We start from the raw sequence: 17,264 nt of genomic DNA, 5'->3' as shown, positions 1-17,264 counted from the left end.
TGAGAAAAAAAAAAGAAATGCAACAATTGGGTATGCGGACCGAACTTTCCTTTGCTCCCCTGAACGAAATCGAAACAGAATGGCTGGCCGTTCTGGCCGCAGACACCCAGACCGCCAAGGGCCCCGACGCCAAACCGGAACCACTCCTGCTCACAGCAGATGAAGCTGTAAAGGCCGCCGCCAGCGTTCTCTCCAGCGGCGAATTCAAAGCAGGCGCGAATGAGACCCTGCTGCTGCACGCACCGGCGGGACTTAAGGCAAAGCGCCTGCTCCTGATCGGGCTCGGCAAACAGGCAACAGCTACCCTGACCAGCGTCCGCAATGCCGCCGGAACGGCAGTCCGGTTCACCAAGCCTCGCGGCATCCGCGAGCTCGCCTTCGCACTCCCCGATTCCGAAATCCCGCTCCCCGCGGGAGCCCGCGCCACTGCCGAAGGCGCAGTCGTGGGCGATTTCGACTCGGACACCTACCGCAGCGACCGCAAGGACCTGAGCGTCAACTCCTTCACCGCCATCGCGCCTGCCAGCGCAGAAAAATCAGCCGTGGAAGCTGCCTTCGCGGAGGGCGCAATCATCGGCGAAAGCCAGAACTTTGCCCGCGTACTGGTCAACGAGCCGGGCAACGTGCTCACCCCCACCGAGTTCGGCCGCCGCGCCGCAATCATGGCTGAAGAAGTCGGCCTCGGTTGGGACATCAGCTCCACCGAAAGGCTTCGCACTCTTAAGATGGGAGCCTTCCTCAGCGTCACACAAGGATCCGAAGAGCCGCCCGCACTCATCGTGCTCAAGTACGAACCGGAAGGCGTCACCGACGGCCCGGTCCTCGGCCTGGTCGGCAAAGGCGTCACCTTTGACACCGGCGGAATCTCCATTAAACCCGCCGACAACATGGAAAAGATGAAGTACGACATGGCAGGCGGCGCAGCCATGCTGGGCGCCATCCGCGCCATCGCGCTGCTCAAGCCCAAAGTGCGCGTCATCTGCATCGTCTGCGCCACAGAGAACATGCCCGACGGCAAAGCGCAGAAGCCCGGCGATGTACAAACCGCAATGTCAGGCAAAACCATCGAGATCATCAACACAGACGCCGAAGGCCGCCTCGTCCTCGCCGATGGAATCACATACGCAAAGCAGCTCGGCGCAACCCACCTGATTGACGCCGCCACGCTCACCGGCGCAGTCGCCGTCGCGCTCGGCCAGATCAACGCAGGCGTCTTCTCCAATGACGACGAGACCTTCGGCAAATTCAATAACGGACTTGCTGCCAGCGGAGAAAAGTTCTGGCGTCTTCCTTTGGGTGACGAATACGCGGAGCAAATCAAATCCGACATCGGCGACATCAAGAACACCGGCGGCCGCTACGGCGGCGCAATCACAGCCGCCGAGTTCCTCAAGGTCTTCGCCGAAGACACACCCTGGCTTCACCTCGACATCGCAGGCCTCGCCTGGAATGACGAGAACAAGCCCTTCATCGCCAAAGGCCCAACCGGCGTAGCCGTTCGTTCCATAGTGGAATGGGTGCGAAGCTATTAGCTTTTAGCTACAGGGTAGGCCGGAGTAAGCCGAGGTTTATTGCCGGGGATTTATCCCCGGCAATAAACCAGGCAGAAGAGCGGGGGCTTCAGCCCCTGAGGTATGCTTTTTTTAAGACAGAACAGACTGATAAGTTCCAGTGTGGAAGTACGAAGCGCTGTGATCCCATTACTTTAGTCCAATGCCCTTTCGTACCCAGGATTCCTTCCAGATAGTTTGCACAAAATTAGGCCCATCCGTGCCACACTTATCTTGAAGTCAAAAAGGCCCGGTCTTCAAGGACCGGGCCTTCGTATTTTCCAGCCGTAAAATAATCTTCCCGCAGTCATCTCCGATTGAATTAGAGCTTAAGAATTGCCATTTTCGCCGCATTTTGACCACATTTTCGCACCCTTTTTCAAGCGGAAAATTGACCTCAAGTATATGAATATAAATATCTTACTAGGATTTACGAATAGAAAATTCGTGATTTTCTCTCGTCACAGAATCTGTAATTCTGTAAATCTGTGAGCCGGCCAGAGTCTTAAATCCATGAAAATAAAACAGATAGCATCTCTGTGTGTCTATTCTCCCCCACAGAAAAGCTGAGAGCCGGGTGCCGGGTGCCCCAGGTCTCGATTTTGAGACCTGGGATAGCACTCCCATACGTTCTCGCAAATTCAAGCCAGGAGCGAGCAGCTAAGAGCTAAAAGCTGCCCTACATCGCCTCCGGCGTCTCAATCCCCAACCACCCAAGCACCATCATCAGCTCTCGCAGCGCAACCGCAGCCGTAGCCAGCAGGAACGTCTTCTTCGCCGGATCCTCTTCCGTCAGGATGTGGTGCTTGTGGTAGAAGTTGTTGAACTCCTGCGCCAGTTGAAACACATGCTTCGCCAGATACGCGGGCTCTGAGGCGCCAATAGCCTGATCAAGCACCAGCGATCGCCGTCCCGCACGCAGCCACAGCGCCCAGATGTCCTCGTTCTCTTCGCCGGAAAGATAGCTTTCTAACTCGTCTATCTCCGCCAACCGTGCTAACTCCGCTTTGGGAGTAGTCCCACCCTTCCGGAAGATATTGCGAATGCGCACGGCAGCATACTGCGCATACGGCCCGGTCTCGCCCTCAAAACTCAGCGCATCCTTAAAGTCAAAAGCAATCACGGAGTTTCGCGTGAACTTCAGCATGAAATACCGCAGCGCGCCAATCGCAACCTGTTCGGCAATCTTCTGGCGCTCAGCCTCCTCGCGGCTGGTCTGGCGCTTCTCCACTTCCTCGCGCGTCGCTGCAATCAGCTTGTCGATCAGATCGTCAGCCTTCACACCAAAGCCCTTGCGCCCACTCACTTCGATATAAGGCCGGCTCAAATCCTCATCCGAAACCGTGTACCCAAGATCAACCGCACACCGCGGCGTCAGCGCCACCATCTCATAGCTGAAGTGCGTGTAGTGATCCGCCTGCGCCGTGTGCCCCATCCCGCGCAGCGCCTGAATCACATTGGCCTGCGGATCAGACTGCCGCGAATCAATCACGTTGTAAATAGCCGTCGCCCCGCCAAAATGAGGATGCTCCGCCTCACCATGCTCGGTAGAAATCCAGCACTCATGATCGGGATACTTGAAGAACTTTTTGTAACCAAAGTCGCGGCCCAACAAGCCAAACTTCCACAGGTGATACGCAATGTCCTTGCCAACATACGTCACGGTCCCATTCGACCGCACAATCACCTTCGCATCTTCGTCAAGCTCGCCTTCAGCAATCTCCGCGCCAGGCCGACGCATCACCCAGCAGCCCTTGTTCTTGCCTTCGGTCTCAAAGTACAGCACGCCGGTTTGCTTCAACTGCTCAAAGGCCACATCCCAGAACTTCAGGTGCAGAATCTCGCTCTCGCGCGGCAAAAAATCATACTCAATATCCAGCCGCAGCATCGTTTCCAAATGCCGCCGCAGCACAGCCGTCGAGATCAGATCAGCCACTTCAGCCGTCTCGTTGCCGCCCTGCTCAATCTCATGCAGCGTGGCATATCTAAATTTCTTGCGCTCCGCATTCTCTTCCGCGCTTCCCTGCTCGTACCACTGCGAAGTCCTTGCATACAGGTCCCAGCAGTAGTAATCCACGCGCTCGCCACTCGTCTTCAGTTCTTCCAGCAGCCGGCGAACCTCCGCCAGCGACTTACCTTCAAGATGCAGAAAACCCACAACCACATCCGCCACCTGCACCCCGGTGTTGTCGATGTAGTTCTGCACATCCACTTGGTTCCCAGCAGCCCTCAGCAGTCGCACAAACGTATCGCCAAGAATCGCATTCCGCAGATGCCCAATGTGCGCAGCCTTGTTGGGATTAATGCTTGTATGCTCCACCAGCACATGGTCCTGCATATCAAGCGAATGACCATCACCATCCACAACCGCCCGAACGCCCGCAGTCCGGTCCAGCCGAGCATTGATATACCCCGCGCCAGCCACTTCAAAGCCTGCAAACCCCGGCAGCGTCCCGAGAGCTTCAACGATCTCCTGCGCAATCACCTTCGGCGCCTTGCGCAGCGTCCGCGCCAACTGCAGCGCAATCGGCGTCGCCAGTTCGCCAAACTTTAGATCCGGCGGAATCTCAACGGGAACATTCTCGATCTCAATCGAGTATTTGCTCTGAAGAACCGAGCGCAAATGCCCGGCAAGCTGCTTTTGAAGTTCAAGATACACGCGCGCAAAAACCTCAGAAATCCTTGATTTGCAAGGCTAAGTTTAACATCCAGCGGCAATCAAATTTTCCATTTACTATCTGCTCAAGGAGAACAACAAAGATGGTCGCCCTCACCGGAGAACAACTCCTGGCATACGTCGAGTACACCACCGACAAGTTCAAGAAGCTCTTAACGACGCACCCGGAAATCCTGGCCTTCCCCTGCGACATCCGCGAAACGCAATCCGTCGCCCAACTCCTGCAGCACATTGTCGCCGTCGAACTGCGTTACCCCGAGCGCCTCCTCGAACTCCCGCAGACCGATTACGCGACCATCCCTTACGACTCCGTCGACGCCATCTACGCAACCCACAATCGCGCCTTCGATCTGATACGGCCGCTGCTCGAAAAAGACGAAGACTGGTGGGAAGAAGTGCTCGAATTCAAAACACGCAGCATCGGCGCTCTGCACATAACCCGGCGCACGGCATTAGTGCAGTCACTCACCCACTCCATCCGGCATTACGCTCAGTTAGCCACGCTGGTGCGCCACCACGGCATCACCGCTGACCTGCCACTCGACTACATCTTCATGGGCCTGCTCCCGTCCATTTCATAAGCTGCAATAAACCCAATGCCTTAAGATGGAGTGTCAGGGCTTTCCGCGCAGCACTGCCGTCTGCCCTGCCCTTCATCAATGACAAAGCCCGATTCCAGCCCCGGTTTGAGAACAGACCATTACTACCTCACCACGCCCATTTACTACGTAAACGCGCGGCCTCACCTGGGCCACGCCTACTCCACAATCGTCTGCGACGCCATCGCCCGCCGCAAGCGTGCTCTCGGCATCGAAACGTGGTTCCTCACCGGGACCGACGAGCACGGCCAGAAGATCGAGCGCTCCGCCAAACTCGCGGGCAAAACCCCGCTTGAGTTCGCCGACAAAATCTCCGGCGAGTTCCGCGCCCTCTGGGACCGCCTCGGCCTCAGCTACGACGACTTCATCCGCACCACGGAACCCCGCCACGTTCGCGGCGCACAGCATCTCTTTGCCACACTGCGCGACAAAGGCTACATCTACAAAAGCACCTACACCGGCCAGTACTGCGTCAGCGACGAGGCCTGGGTCGATGTGCCGCCCGGTGCGCCTTGCCCCGATTGCGGACGCATCACAGAAACCGTCAGCGAAGAAAACTACTTCTTCAAACTCTCAGCCTTCGAGCGCAAGCTGCTCGACTTCTACGAGGCCAACCCCGGCTTCATGCAGCCTGAGAGCACACGAAAAGAAGTCATCTCCTTCGTCCGCGGCGGCCTCAAAGATCTCTCCGTCAGCCGTACCAGCTTTTCCTGGGGCATTCCTGTCCCCGGTGATGAGAAGCATGTCATTTACGTATGGCTAGACGCCTTGGCTAACTACATCACTGCTATTGGTTATGGCTCGGATGACGTCCAGGACCAGAAAAAATTCGAGAAATTCTGGCCCGCGGACATTCATCTCATCGGCAAGGAAATCAGCCGTTTCCACTGCGTCTACTGGCCCGCATTCCTCATGGCCGCAGGCATCCCAACGCCCAAATCCGTTCGCGCCAACGGCTGGCTGCTCTTTGACGACACAAAAATGTCGAAGTCGCTCGGCAACATCGTCCGCGCAGAAACCATCGACGAAGTCCTTGGCGCCGACGCCCTGCGCTACTTCCTGCTGCGCGAAATCCCCTTCGGCCAGGATGGCAGCTTCACCTTTGACGCCCTCGTGCGCCGCTACAACGGCGATCTTGCCAACGGCTACGGCAACCTCGTCAGCCGCGTCGTTAACATGATGCACAAGTTCTTCTTCGGCGTTGTGCCGGACTCAGGCGCGCCGACAGAAACCGAAACAGCCCTCCGCGCAGCCGCCGAGCGCACCATCACAGAATTTCCGGTTGCCTTCGACGAGTTCAACTTCTCTGAGGCATTGAAAATCCTCTGGACGCTCGTTGCCGAAACCGACGGCTATCTCACCGCCAACGCACCGTGGAAGAAGCCCGCCGACCGCAGTGATGCGGACCATGAGACGCTGCAGGCGCGCGTGTTAGCCAACGCCGCGGAGTCCATTCGCATCATCACAGCATTGGTGTACCCCATTCTGCCCGCTTCGGCAGCAAAGGTTTGGCAGCAGCTTGGCCTCGGTGAAATTCAGGATGCGGCAAAAAAGACATTTTTGACGGAAATCAAATGGGGAGGTCTGAAGCCAGGCACAAAATTTGGCGAGCCGGCGCCACTCTTCCCCCGTGCAGAAAAGGACGCGATAGAACGTATGGAAAATCTCGAGAAGCAGAACAACGCAAGCGCCGTAGACGCAGCAGCCGGCAAACAGGCCGAGCCTATGCACGCTCCCGCGGCAACATCCGTCGACCCCACATCAGCACCGGACGCCACACCGGGCGAACACACAGCAACGCCAACCACCGTGGCTCCCCATCATACGGGCACCCCTGTGGAAACGGCCACTGTGCACCCAGTCCCGCCGGAGATTGCCAGCGCCCGGCTCGCCACCGGAGCCACAGACGCACCCGCCGGTACTCCGCTCACACCGGAGACTCACGCAACTCCAGCTGCCGAAGAAGAAAAGCAATTCATCACCATCGATGATTTCACCAAGGTGGAATTGCGCGTAGCCCAGATCCTCGTCGCCGAGCGCATCCCTAAAGCGGACAAGCTGCTCCGCCTCGAAGTCGACCTCGGCTATGAAAAGCGCCAGATCCTCGCCGGCATCGCACAGTACTACGAGCCGGAAAAGCTCATCGGCCGCAAAATCGTCATCGTCGCCAACCTCGCGCCCCGCAAGATGCGCGGCCTTGAGTCAAACGGCATGCTCCTCGCCGCCTCGCTGCCACCCGATGGCTCGCCCGTCCTCGCCAGTTTCCTTGAAGACGTCCCCCTGGGTGCACGGTTGAAGTAAGCCGGCGCTTCGCAGTATTGATACACATAAATCGTGCTATCTTTACACATCGGAGGGCATGTGATGCGGACCAACATCGACATCGACGACAAGCTCATGCGCCAGGCGATGAAAGCCACCGGCGCAATAACCAAGAAAGCCGCAGTTGAGGCGGCTTTACAGCTTGCTGTGCGGCTTCGGCGTCAGTCGCAAGCACTTGATGAACTCTGGGGAATTGGCTGGGGCGGCAACCTGGATCAGATGCGTGCAGACGAACATCCCAGCTCCGATTCTGACGTACAGACTGCAAATCGTGTAAAACGCAAATCTGCCGCATGACCTGCAATCCATCTCTGTGAGTACAAAATGGTCATCGTTGACTCGTCTGCCTGGATCGATTTTCTCAATCAGAAACTTACTCCTCAAACGCAATGGCTTCGGAACACGCAAGGAACCGTCGAGATCGGACTCACAACGCTGGTGCTCGCTGAAGTTCTACATGGAATCCGCTTCGATGGCAGGTTCCGTGTAGCCGAACGACTTTTTCGTACCATGACGATCTTTGAATCACCGACCATTCCAATTGCTATCCAGTCTGCAAGCAACTACCGCAGTCTACGCGCGCTCGGCATAACAGTTCGCAGTACCATCGACTGCCTGATTGCTACCTTTTGCATCGAACACAGCCACCAGCTTCTGCATAACGACCGCGATTTTGATGCCTTTGAAACTCATCTTGGACTGCGGGTCATTCATCCACCTGCCCTTTCACGTAGCTGATTTTTTGTGAGGCACTCTCTTGCTCATCGACTCGCACGCACACCTGGACAGCACACGCTACGCCGAAGATCGCGCAGAAATGCTACGCCGCGCTGCTGACGCCGGCGTTGGCGCCGTGCTGTCTATCGGCATCGGCGAAAACCCGTTGGAAATGCATCAGGCGCTCGATATCTGCCGCGAGTACAACGGACAGCCCGGCATGCCACAGCTTTACTCGAGCGCTGGAATCTATCCGCACTCCACAGTCGACGCTGACGAAGCGACCCTTGCCAAACTCGACAGCCTGCTCGCCGAGCCGGAAGTCATCGCCTGCGGCGAAATCGGCCTCGATTACTACCATGAGGGCGCACCCCACGATCTTCAGCGCAAAATGCTCATCGCGCAGTTGGAAATCGCCGCCGCACGCAAACGTCCTATCCTGATTCACTGCCGCCCAAAGGACAACACCACCGCCGCCTGGGACGACCTTTTTGTGGTTCTCGAAGAGCATTGGCAACACACCGGCCTCGGCGGCATCATGCACTGCTTCTCCGGAAACTACGATCAGGCGCGCCGTTCCCTCGATATGGGCTTCCTCTGCTCCTTCGCCGGGCAAATCACTTATCCCAAAGCCCAGGATCTGCGCGACGTGGCGGCAAAGCTCCCGCTTGATAGCGTATTAGTCGAAACCGACGCCCCATGGCTGGCCCCAGCACCGCTCAGAGGCCAGCGAAATGAGCCCGCACATGTGGTCCACACCGCACAAACCCTGGCCGTTCTGCAGGGTGTACTCGCTGAGGAATTAGGCGAAGCAACAACGAAAAACTTCCAAAGATTGTTCCGATTAGCCCCCTTCATGGGAAACTGATAATTACAGCTCCCCCTGGCGCCCCCATGCGCTCAGGCCGCTCGAGGGCAAACATGGCGCAAGACAATTCATTCGATATTGTGAGCAAGGTCGACATTCAGGAAGTTCGCAACGCAATCGACCAGGCACTCAAGGAAGTTAAGCAGCGCTTTGACCTCAAGGACTCCAAGTCCGAGATCGAGCTTCTGCAGGGCGACAAGGAGATTCAGCTCGCCTCAGCAGCGGAATACAAGCTCGACGCAGTCAAAGAAATCCTCGGCCAGAAGCTCGTCAAGCGCGGCGTCTCGCTCAAAAACCTTGAGTACGGCAAGCTTGAGCAGGCAGCCGGCCAGAGCGTGCGGCAGAAGATCACTCTCCAGCAGGGCATTCCCGGCGAAAAGGCGAAGGAGATTGTCCGCCTTGTGAAGGACTCCAAAAAGAAGGTGCAGGCCAGCATTCAGGGCGATACCGTGAGAATCAGCGGCAAAGACCGTGACGAGTTGCAGGCCATCATGGCCCTGCTGCGCGGCAAAGATCTCGGCGTCGATCTACAGTTCACCAATTACCGCACGAATTAGCTGTCTCACGTTACAACTCCAGCACCGGGAGAAAGATGATAAGCACACTGGCGATAGCGACGGCGCGAGAGGTCTTTGAGCTGCTGCGGGACGATCTCGTGGCCATTGAGCAGGAGCTGGGCCGCGACGCCGCCTCCAGTGTCAGCACCATCACGGAGATCGCCGAGTACCTTCGCGAAGGCGGCGGCAAGCGCATTCGCCCATCGGTGCTTTTGCTCTCCGCGCACATGATGGGCTTCTTCGGCCAGAGCGCCATTCGCCTCGGCACCGTCGTTGAAATGGTGCATACTGCCACGCTCGTGCATGACGACATCATCGACGGCGCAAGCACGCGCCGCGGCCGTCCCAGCACAAACACCACCTGGGGCAATGAGAAATGCGTCCTCGCTGGCGACTGGCTTTACATGCAGGCCTTCCGGGTCGCACTTGAAGAGAAAAATCTCCGCGTCCTCGATCTGCTCATCGCGCTCACGCAGCAGATGGTTGAGGGCGAGCTCCTCCAGATCCAGAAGCTCGGCAAAGCCGTCTCGGAAGCCGAATATTACGACCTCATCTTCCGCAAAACCGCATGTTTGTTTTCCACCTCCATGCGGCTTGGTGCGGTCCTTGCCGGTGCATCAGAAGCCGAAGAAACGAACGTAGCAACATATGGCCGCACCGTCGGCCTTGCCTTCCAGATTGTCGATGACGTACTGGACCTGACCGCAACCGAAGAAGTCCTTGGCAAGCCCGTCGCAAGTGACCTCCGCGAGGGCAAAACAACCCTGGCCGTCATTCACGCATGGGATCACGGAACCGCCGCCGACCGCCAGCTCATCCAGCGTGTTCTCGACGACCGCAGCTTTGAGCACGTCTCCCGGCAGGAGATTCAGGAAATCCTCAAGCGCCACGACTCTGTGGCGTATGCCATGGGCGTCGCCGAGCGCTACGCTGAGCAGGCGCGCCAGGCGCTCGCCGGTTTTGCCGAATCGGACTTCAAACGCGCGCTCCTCTGGGTCCCGGATTTCGTCGTAGCACGGGAAAAATAGCAATTCACTCAGTACTCGAATAGCGCATGGAGAGTAGACCCTATGCCAAGCCGCCCGAGGCAAGACCTTTGGAATCGTGTAGACCAGCGCCTAGAGCAGTTGCTGATCCGTCCGGAGGAGAATCTTTCTGCCGCTCTTGAATCGAATCGCGCAGATGGACTGCCATCGATTGATGTCTCTCCTCTCTTCGGAAAACTCCTCGGCATGCTAATCACGATCTCCAGCGCACGCCGCGTGCTGGAAGTCGGTACGCTCGGCGGCTATTCCACAACCTGGATGGCGCGAGCTCTACCTAAAGACGGACACTTGGTGACATTGGAACTCAACCCACACCATGCCGAAGTCGCGCAAGCAAACCTCGCTCGCGCCGGAGTGCTTGATCGGGTCGAAGTCCGTGTTGGCCCCGCAGCTGAAAGCCTTCGCAAGCTACAGGAAGAAGGCGCCAAGCCATTCGATCTCATCTTCCTTGATGCGGATAAGAGAAGTATGCCCATCTATCTCGACTGGAGCCTCAAGCTGGCGCGCAAAGACACCATCATAGTCGCCGACAACGTAGTGCGTGACGGAAGAATCCTTGATGCCGACACCAAAGATGAGGATACCCAGGGCACTCGGCGGTTTCTAGAGCTTGCAGGATCAAATCCGCACCTCAGCATCACAGCGCTGCAAACAGTCGGCATAAAAGAGCATGACGGCTTCGCAATCGCTGTTGTAGTTGACTAGCCAGCGAGTGAAACTCGCCTACTCCATCAAATTCCGCAGCGCAGCAACGTAGCTATCCGGCAGCGGCTGGCGCTCGAACTTCTCATCACAGACCACGTGCACAGTCTCACCTTCTGCAAGAAGCTTCCGTTCTGCTCCATCCTGGTCCGCATCACGGTAAATACGATAAGCAAACTTGATCACAGACCCGCGCAGCAGCGCAGGCCGTGTCTCGATCAGAATTTCCTCATCATATTTCGCGGGAGATTTATAACGGCATGACGCGTCGACAACCGGAAGAATCAGCTTGTGATCTTTTTCCATCTGGTCATATGAAAGACCCACGGAGCGCAGCACTTCCACGCGCCCAATCTCAAACCAGACAAAATAATTGGCGTAATAAACCACGCCCATCTGATCGGTCTCGGCATACCGCACGCGAATTTTAGATGTAACTGGCATAGGAAAAAATCAGAGATCAGATTACTGCATAGTCAGCGGAAAGCTGACATCTGATCTCTGACAACTGATCTCTGCTTTTACGGCTTCAAGTGCGTGAATATCGGCAGCTTGGTCACATCGTTAAAGATAATGAACGCGAAGAAGACCACCAGCACCACAAACGCCGCCTGGTAGATGCGTTCCTTCACCACCAGCGAAATATCATGCCGCATCACGCCTTCAATCAGCAGCAGCAGAATCATCCCGCCATCAAGAATCGGGAACGGCATGAGGTTCAGGATGCCAAGATTGAGGCTGATAGCAGCCGCCAGGCCAAACTTCGGCAGGTAGCCCTTCATCTCCGCCGCCTGGCCCGCCATACGCGCAATGCCCACGGGACCTGAAAGCTGCGACACTCCAACCTTGCGTGTGAAAAGCCGCCCCAGCACGTCGAGAATCAGCGTGGAATTGTCCTTCCAGAAGCTCGCTGACTTCACCATCGCCTCGCCAAACGGCAGAGGCTTCATCTGCATTGAAGGCCTGGCCCACTCAAACCCGAGCGTCCATACCGTGTCTCCCTGCTGGATCGAAGGCTGAGCGGTCAGTGTCAGCGGAGAGCCGCCGCGAAGCACGGAAAGCGTAACCTGCTTACCGGGATAAGCCTGCATGTAGGCCAGCAGCGTGGGCACTGTGTGAAATTGCAACCCATCCACTGACTCGATCAAGTCGCCGTCGCGCAATCCCGCACGCTCCGCGGGCCTATCCGTCTGCACCTTGAAAACCCCGATCGGACCGCTATAGCTCGCCGCCAGCATTCCCGCGAACGTGGTATCCGTCTCCTGGCCCTTTGGATTCTCCGGCACGTGCAGGGAAAGAGGTATGCTCTGCCCGTCACGTTCAATCGTAGCGGCCACTGTCTGGTTGGAATTGACGGCCATGCGCGCGCCCACCATACCCCAGTCAGGATTGTCGTAGGAATCGAAACGGCGAATGATATCGCCGGCATGAATACCGGCCTGCGCCGCCGGGGAGCCTGGAACCACCCACTCCACGACCGTCTGCTTGATCATGTCCTTCGGCTCTTCATTGAAGAACCAGTAGTAAACGCCCATCAGCACAAACGCGAGGATGAAGTTGGACACTGGTCCAGCCAGCCCGATCAGTATTCGCTGCCAGCGCGGGTGCGAGGTCAGCGCGCCGGGATCCCGCTGATACGCCTCAATCTCTTCCTTGCTGTCGGCTTCGAGCTTCATGTTCTCGCCCGGCATTGACTCGCCGGTCATCGCCACGTAGCCGCCCAGCGGAAGCAGGCAAACCTTGTAGTCGGTATCGCCGTGTTTGAAACCGAAGAGGCGCGGGCCGAAGCCAAGAGAAAACGATTCCACGCGAACGCGGAAGAGCTTCGCCATAATGAAATGGCCAAACTCGTGTACCGTCACCATCACGCCGATCAGCACCACAAAGGCGACGACGGCAACGACAAAACCATGAAGATTTTCCAAGAACAAGCGTGTATTCCTCTAGCCTTCAGCCAATCAGCGCGGCTGCTGTAGCGCGTGCTTCGCGGTCAGCCGCCAGCACCTCGGCAATCGTGCCCGGATGCGACTCTGGCGTGGCTGCGAGCACTTTTTCTATTGTATCCGCGATCCCGCTAAATGGGATGCGGCGGTCCAGAAACGCCTCCACCGCAATCTCGTCCGCGGCATTCAGCGCAATGCAATGCGCGCCGCCCTTTTCCGCCGCCTCAAAGGCCAGCCGCAAGCACGGAAAGCGAGCAAAATCCGGCTGCTCAAAATCCAGATGCTTCAGCGCCGCCAGATCAAAGGTCAGCGACGAGGCAGGCCGCTCCGGATACGCCAGCGCATACAAAATCGGCAGCCGCATATCCGTCACAGAAATCTGCGCCAGGATCGACCCATCCACGTACTCCACTAGCGAATGTACCGTCGATTGCGGATGAATCGTCACCCGCACCTGGCTTGGCGAAACGTCGAAAAGCCGGCACGCCTCAATCACTTCCAGCCCCTTGTTCAACATCGTCGCCGAATCAATCGTGATGCGCCGGCCCATCACCCACGTCGGGTGCTTCAGCGCCTGCTCCGGCGTAATGCTCGCAAACTGCTCCAGTGGCGTCGTGCGAAACGGCCCACCCGAAGCCGTCAGCCAGATGGTCTTGATCTCGTCGTGTGTGCCCACGCGCAGGCACTGATGCACGGCATTGTGCTCGCTGTCGATCGGCAAAATCGGCACATTCCACTCACGCGCCGCCGCAGTCAGAATCTCGCCCGCAGCCACCATGCACTCCTTGTTGGCCAGCCCTACAGGCTTTCCCGCCAGAATCGCCGCATGCGTCGCCTCCAGGCCCGAAACGCCCACAATCGCCGAGACCACAAAGTCAGCCTCCGGCAGCGTGGAACAGGCAACGGTACCTTCCGTCCCGTAAACAACCTCAACGTCGGTCACGCCTGCCTGCTTCAACCGCGCGGCAAGCTGGCCGGCCAGCTCTTCGTCGGCAAGCGAAACCACCTTGGGCCGCCAGCGGAGCACCTGCGCAAAGGCTTCCTCCACGTTGCGCCCCGCAGCCAGCGAGGCCACCGAGTAGCGCTCCGGAAACTGCTCAACAATGGAAAGAGTGCTTTGGCCAATGGAGCCAGTAGAGCCGAGAATCGCTAGTCTTTTCAATACTTTAGTCAGCCTTAAAACCTTAAAAATGCTGGTGAATAATCTGAGCGTACCATAGCACCGGAGCCGCCAATAGAAGCGCATCAATGCGGTCCAAAACGCCGCCATGTCCCGGCAGCAGCGTGCCGGAATCCTTCACCCCAGCCGACCGCTTCAGCGCCGACTCCGCCAGATCGCCCACCTGCGCCGCAACATTCACAATGGCCGCCAGAATCAGCCAATACCACCAGATCTCATCCTGATACGAAAGCGCCACTGAGTTCCAGCTGGTCGCCAGATGCCGGGAAATCGCCAGCAACGCCGCGGCGACCGCTATGCTACCAAGAATCGAAGCAACAGCGCCCTCCCAGGTCTTTCCGGGGCTGATCGAAGGCGCAAGCTTATGCCGCCCAAAGAGCCTGCCCGCGTAAAGCGCCGCAATATCGCCCGCCCACACCGCGCAGAGCAGGAAAACCACCAGCGACGGCCCATTGGCCTGCTCGTGCAGGGCGGGCAGCGTGACAAGCGTAAATCCTGTATAAACAAGCGCAAAAATAGCGCTCGTCGCATCCGGAAGCACACGCGAAACCGGACTGGTAAATGTGCAATAAACAAGCAGCAACAAACAGAGGCTGCCGCCAATCGCAGCAAGCTGATCAGGCCATTGGTAGTTCGCGGCAAAGAATGCCACGATAGCCGCCAGCACAATAATCCGCGGAGGCTTGGCCGCCGTCTGCCGCGCCAGCGTCAAAAACTCCCACGCCGCCAGGCACGCCACCAGAGCCGTGACCAGCGTAAAAATCCATTGCCACCGGGGCCCCAGAAACACCAGGAATAGGACTATAGGAATCAGTACGAATGCAGTAAGAACTCTTTTCATTTCGTTCAGGGATGAGAATACACTGTCGAATCCGGCCAGAACACAGCTCAGCCCTTCAACCGCGAGTCAAAAGCAAACCTCTCAGGCGCCGAAATGCGAATCTTCCCGAACTCAGCATGACGCGGATTCAGCAGATAGTTATGTTCCTGCGGAATCAGCACGCTCGGCACACGCAGAACCGCGGAAGCGCCGCTTCGAATCCATGCATCTCCTATCGCTTGTGTGCTCCCCGGAGCAGAATCATCTCTCCAATCCTGCGGCAGTCCACCCGCAGGCAGCTCCGTCATCAGCGACTCCGCAAACTCCGCCTCATAGAGCAGATAAGAACTAAGCAGTTGCGGCCCATCTAGATGCACCAACATCTCCAGGACAGCCAAAGCACGCGATCCGCCAGCATAAACGGCCGCATGGCCCACACTGTTCCAGCGCCCGCCATAAAGCCTGGCACCCTCACCCGTAAAAGCCTCTTTGGAAAAGCGCTCCTGCACAATCCGCCAGCAGGAGAGCACTAGGAAAAGACCCCATGCTCCAGCCTGCCAATCAGATTCTCGACTTCACGTGCTCCTAGTTCTGTCGATGAGAACTCTAATGGGCTTTCGCCACCCAAGGCCTTTTTGGGCAGTCGCATCCATCGTTGCGCCTTAGACACATCTCCATTGAAAAGCATCCGGGCTTTTTGAAACAGGTTAGCTAATCGGACCACATGCTCAGACTCGCCGACACTAAGCTTGCCCGTAACTTTTCGACGTGCGAGAGTTCGAGACGGAACGCCAATGTTCGCGCCCAGTTCGGAGATCGTGACACCGATTTCGGCGGATAACGCCTCCAAAACGTCAAATGGCAAGCCGTTCTTAACAGAACGGATCAAGTCGCCTAGCTTTTGTGAGGGCAAGCCCAGCTTGGTTGTAGGCAAAGTCGAAAGTTTCTGGCTTGACTCCATTACCCGGGATTCATTCATCAAGTCAGCGTTCAATTTACGCTGATTATCTAACCATTCCTCAAGCCTCGCTCGCCTAAAACGCCAGCGGTTACTCAACTTGAACGCTGGTACAAAACCTTCAATGGCGTACTTGTAAAGTACATCAGGAGAGATCCCTAAGTAGTCTGAGGCCTGACGAATATCAAGCACCTCTCCTAGCTCAGGAGCCGATTTTCTAGGCGTCGCACTTATTTTGAACGAACCAGCACGCATACGCCAAGTGTAGTTTGTATATCAGGCAAATTGGCAAAAATTTTCTGCCATTTGGCAGTCAGCTGACCGCGATCTTCACCCGCTCAGCTTCTTCGTCCGTCACGCCCACGTTCTCACTCAGGCCGCCAAAGCGCCGTTCACGCCGCTGAAAATTCGCAATCGCCTCCAGCAGATTCACTCCGCGAAAATCCGGCCACAGCCGGTCCGTCACGTAGATCTCCGTATACGCAATCTGCCACAACAGGTAGTTCGAAATACGCATCTCGCCTGAAGTGCGGATCAGCAGATCGGGGTCCGGCATATGCGCCGTGTAGAGATGCCGATGAATATCCTCTTCCGTAATCCTGTCGGGCGATATGTGCTTCAGCCGCATCTCCGCCGACAGCGCGCGAAAAGCATCTACCAGCTCCGAGCGGCTTCCGTAGTTCAGGGCCAGCGTCAGCGTCGTACCCGTATTGCCGCTCGTAGTTTCGCTCGCCCATTGCATGGTGTCCTGTACCTCGCTGGGCAGCTCGTGCGTGCGGCCAATGTAGCGCATGCGGACATTGTTATCCATCATGCGCTGCACATTGCCTTCCAGGTAGCTCTTCAGCAGCCGCATCAGAAAGTTGACCTCGGCTTTGGGCCGGCGCAGGCTGTTTTCAAGCGAAAAAGCATACAGCGTAAGCCACGGTAACCCAATGCGCGAAGCAGTTTCCGTCACAAGTTGTACGCTCTTGGCGCCTTGCTGATGGCCTAGAAAGCGCTTCAGCGAGCGCGAACCAGCCCAGCGGCCGTTGCCATCCATAATGATGGCCACATGCTCCGGCAGGCACTCCGGCTTCAGCGTGCTGTAAATCGCGCGCTCTTCCGGCGTCAGCTCATGAATGCGCAACGTGCCTGCGGGTCGCAATCGAAATGCCTCATTCCGGGGGGCCGGACGCGCGGAAGCGGGCGGCCAGAGTGGCGATACGCGCTGATTCGCCTAATATAGTCGAGTCCGCTCCCTCTGCGCATGGAGAGCGGAGTCCACGCAGACATTGCTACATACTTTGCAGCAGAAAGCTGGACCTCTCTGACGCTAGCACAAC

At 57.3% G+C, this 17,264-nt stretch carries 17 protein-coding genes; 9 read left to right on the top strand and 8 right to left on the bottom strand.

From position 1 onward, the window contains the following. Window positions 1–32: 32 nt before the first annotated feature. Window positions 33–1,532: a leucyl aminopeptidase gene (locus VO84_RS16710; protein ID WP_058188891.1), complete on the top strand. Its 1,500-nt coding sequence runs from the start codon at window positions 33–35 to the stop codon at window positions 1,530–1,532. Between the two features lie 697 nt (window positions 1,533–2,229). Here VO84_RS16710 and VO84_RS16705 read toward each other — a convergent pair. Then, a complete protein-coding gene (locus VO84_RS16705) occupies window positions 2,230–4,209 on the bottom strand; it encodes an arginine--tRNA ligase (RefSeq protein ID WP_058188890.1) in 1,980 nt (659 codons plus the stop codon). Window positions 4,210–4,310: 101 nt separating this feature from the next. On the opposite strand from VO84_RS16705, the gene VO84_RS16700 reads away from it, so the two are divergent. The 8 genes from VO84_RS16700 (at window position 4,311) to VO84_RS16665 (ending at window position 11,041) form a co-directional block, all read left to right on the top strand. After that, window positions 4,311–4,808 carry a DinB family protein gene (locus tag VO84_RS16700; RefSeq protein WP_058188889.1) on the top strand — a complete coding sequence of 166 codons (498 nt, stop codon included), beginning with the start codon at window positions 4,311–4,313 and terminating at the stop codon, window positions 4,806–4,808. 78 nt (window positions 4,809–4,886) lie between these two features. Beyond that, window positions 4,887–7,127 carry a methionine--tRNA ligase gene (gene metG / locus VO84_RS16695; protein ID WP_058188888.1) on the top strand — a complete coding sequence of 747 codons (2,241 nt, stop codon included), beginning with the start codon at window positions 4,887–4,889 and terminating at the stop codon, window positions 7,125–7,127. A 63-nt stretch (window positions 7,128–7,190) separates the two neighbouring features. Continuing rightward, window positions 7,191–7,445: a type II toxin-antitoxin system VapB family antitoxin gene (locus tag VO84_RS16690; RefSeq protein ID WP_058188887.1), complete on the top strand. Its 255-nt coding sequence runs from the start codon at window positions 7,191–7,193 to the stop codon at window positions 7,443–7,445. A gap of 27 nt (window positions 7,446–7,472) precedes the next feature. Then, window positions 7,473–7,886 carry a type II toxin-antitoxin system VapC family toxin gene (gene vapC, locus VO84_RS16685; protein WP_058188886.1) on the top strand — a complete coding sequence of 138 codons (414 nt, stop codon included), beginning with the start codon at window positions 7,473–7,475 and terminating at the stop codon, window positions 7,884–7,886. Between the two features lie 19 nt (window positions 7,887–7,905). After that, window positions 7,906–8,733, top strand: coding sequence for a TatD family hydrolase (locus tag VO84_RS16680; protein WP_058188885.1), 828 nt, complete (start codon window positions 7,906–7,908; stop codon window positions 8,731–8,733). 53 nt (window positions 8,734–8,786) lie between these two features. Then, window positions 8,787–9,290 carry a YajQ family cyclic di-GMP-binding protein gene (locus VO84_RS16675; protein ID WP_058189349.1) on the top strand — a complete coding sequence of 168 codons (504 nt, stop codon included), beginning with the start codon at window positions 8,787–8,789 and terminating at the stop codon, window positions 9,288–9,290. Window positions 9,291–9,328: 38 nt separating this feature from the next. Further along, entirely contained in the window at window positions 9,329–10,318 is a 990-nt protein-coding gene (locus VO84_RS16670; RefSeq protein ID WP_082662186.1) for a polyprenyl synthetase family protein, read from the top strand. A 42-nt stretch (window positions 10,319–10,360) separates the two neighbouring features. Continuing rightward, entirely contained in the window at window positions 10,361–11,041 is a 681-nt protein-coding gene (locus VO84_RS16665; protein ID WP_058188883.1) for an O-methyltransferase, read from the top strand. A gap of 18 nt (window positions 11,042–11,059) precedes the next feature. Here the strand turns inward: VO84_RS16665 and VO84_RS16660 are convergent, their stop codons facing one another. From VO84_RS16660 to VO84_RS16630, 7 genes are all read right to left on the bottom strand, one after another. Further along, window positions 11,060–11,482: an acyl-CoA thioesterase gene (locus VO84_RS16660; protein ID WP_058188882.1), complete on the bottom strand. Its 423-nt coding sequence runs from the start codon at window positions 11,480–11,482 to the stop codon at window positions 11,060–11,062. A gap of 77 nt (window positions 11,483–11,559) precedes the next feature. Further along, window positions 11,560–12,963, bottom strand: coding sequence for an RIP metalloprotease RseP (gene rseP / locus VO84_RS16655; protein WP_157439962.1), 1,404 nt, complete (start codon window positions 12,961–12,963; stop codon window positions 11,560–11,562). A gap of 25 nt (window positions 12,964–12,988) precedes the next feature. Then, the gene (locus tag VO84_RS16650; RefSeq protein ID WP_058188880.1) at window positions 12,989–14,143 is read right to left on the bottom strand and encodes a 1-deoxy-D-xylulose-5-phosphate reductoisomerase; all 1,155 of its coding nucleotides are present in this window, start codon (window positions 14,141–14,143) and stop codon (window positions 12,989–12,991) included. 22 nt (window positions 14,144–14,165) lie between these two features. Further along, window positions 14,166–15,002 carry a phosphatidate cytidylyltransferase gene (locus VO84_RS16645; RefSeq protein WP_058188879.1) on the bottom strand — a complete coding sequence of 279 codons (837 nt, stop codon included), beginning with the start codon at window positions 15,000–15,002 and terminating at the stop codon, window positions 14,166–14,168. Window positions 15,003–15,049: 47 nt separating this feature from the next. Continuing rightward, window positions 15,050–15,511, bottom strand: coding sequence for an RES family NAD+ phosphorylase (locus tag VO84_RS16640; protein WP_058188878.1), 462 nt, complete (start codon window positions 15,509–15,511; stop codon window positions 15,050–15,052). After that, window positions 15,511–16,194 carry a type II RES/Xre toxin-antitoxin system antitoxin gene (gene parS, locus VO84_RS23235; RefSeq protein WP_157439961.1) on the bottom strand — a complete coding sequence of 228 codons (684 nt, stop codon included), beginning with the start codon at window positions 16,192–16,194 and terminating at the stop codon, window positions 15,511–15,513. The genes VO84_RS16640 and parS overlap by 1 nt, the downstream gene beginning before the upstream one ends. Window positions 16,195–16,252: 58 nt before the next feature. After that, the gene (locus tag VO84_RS16630) at window positions 16,253–17,086 is read right to left on the bottom strand and encodes an isoprenyl transferase (RefSeq protein ID WP_058188876.1); all 834 of its coding nucleotides are present in this window, start codon (window positions 17,084–17,086) and stop codon (window positions 16,253–16,255) included. Between the last annotated feature and the right edge of the window lie 178 nt (window positions 17,087–17,264).

Source organism: Occallatibacter gabretensis, from assembly GCF_001449115.1.
GTDB lineage: Bacteria > Acidobacteriota > Terriglobia > Terriglobales > Acidobacteriaceae > Telmatobacter > Telmatobacter gabretensis.
The sequence above is the reverse complement of the archived record's forward strand: the minus strand, read 5'-3'. Positions and strand labels throughout refer to the sequence as shown.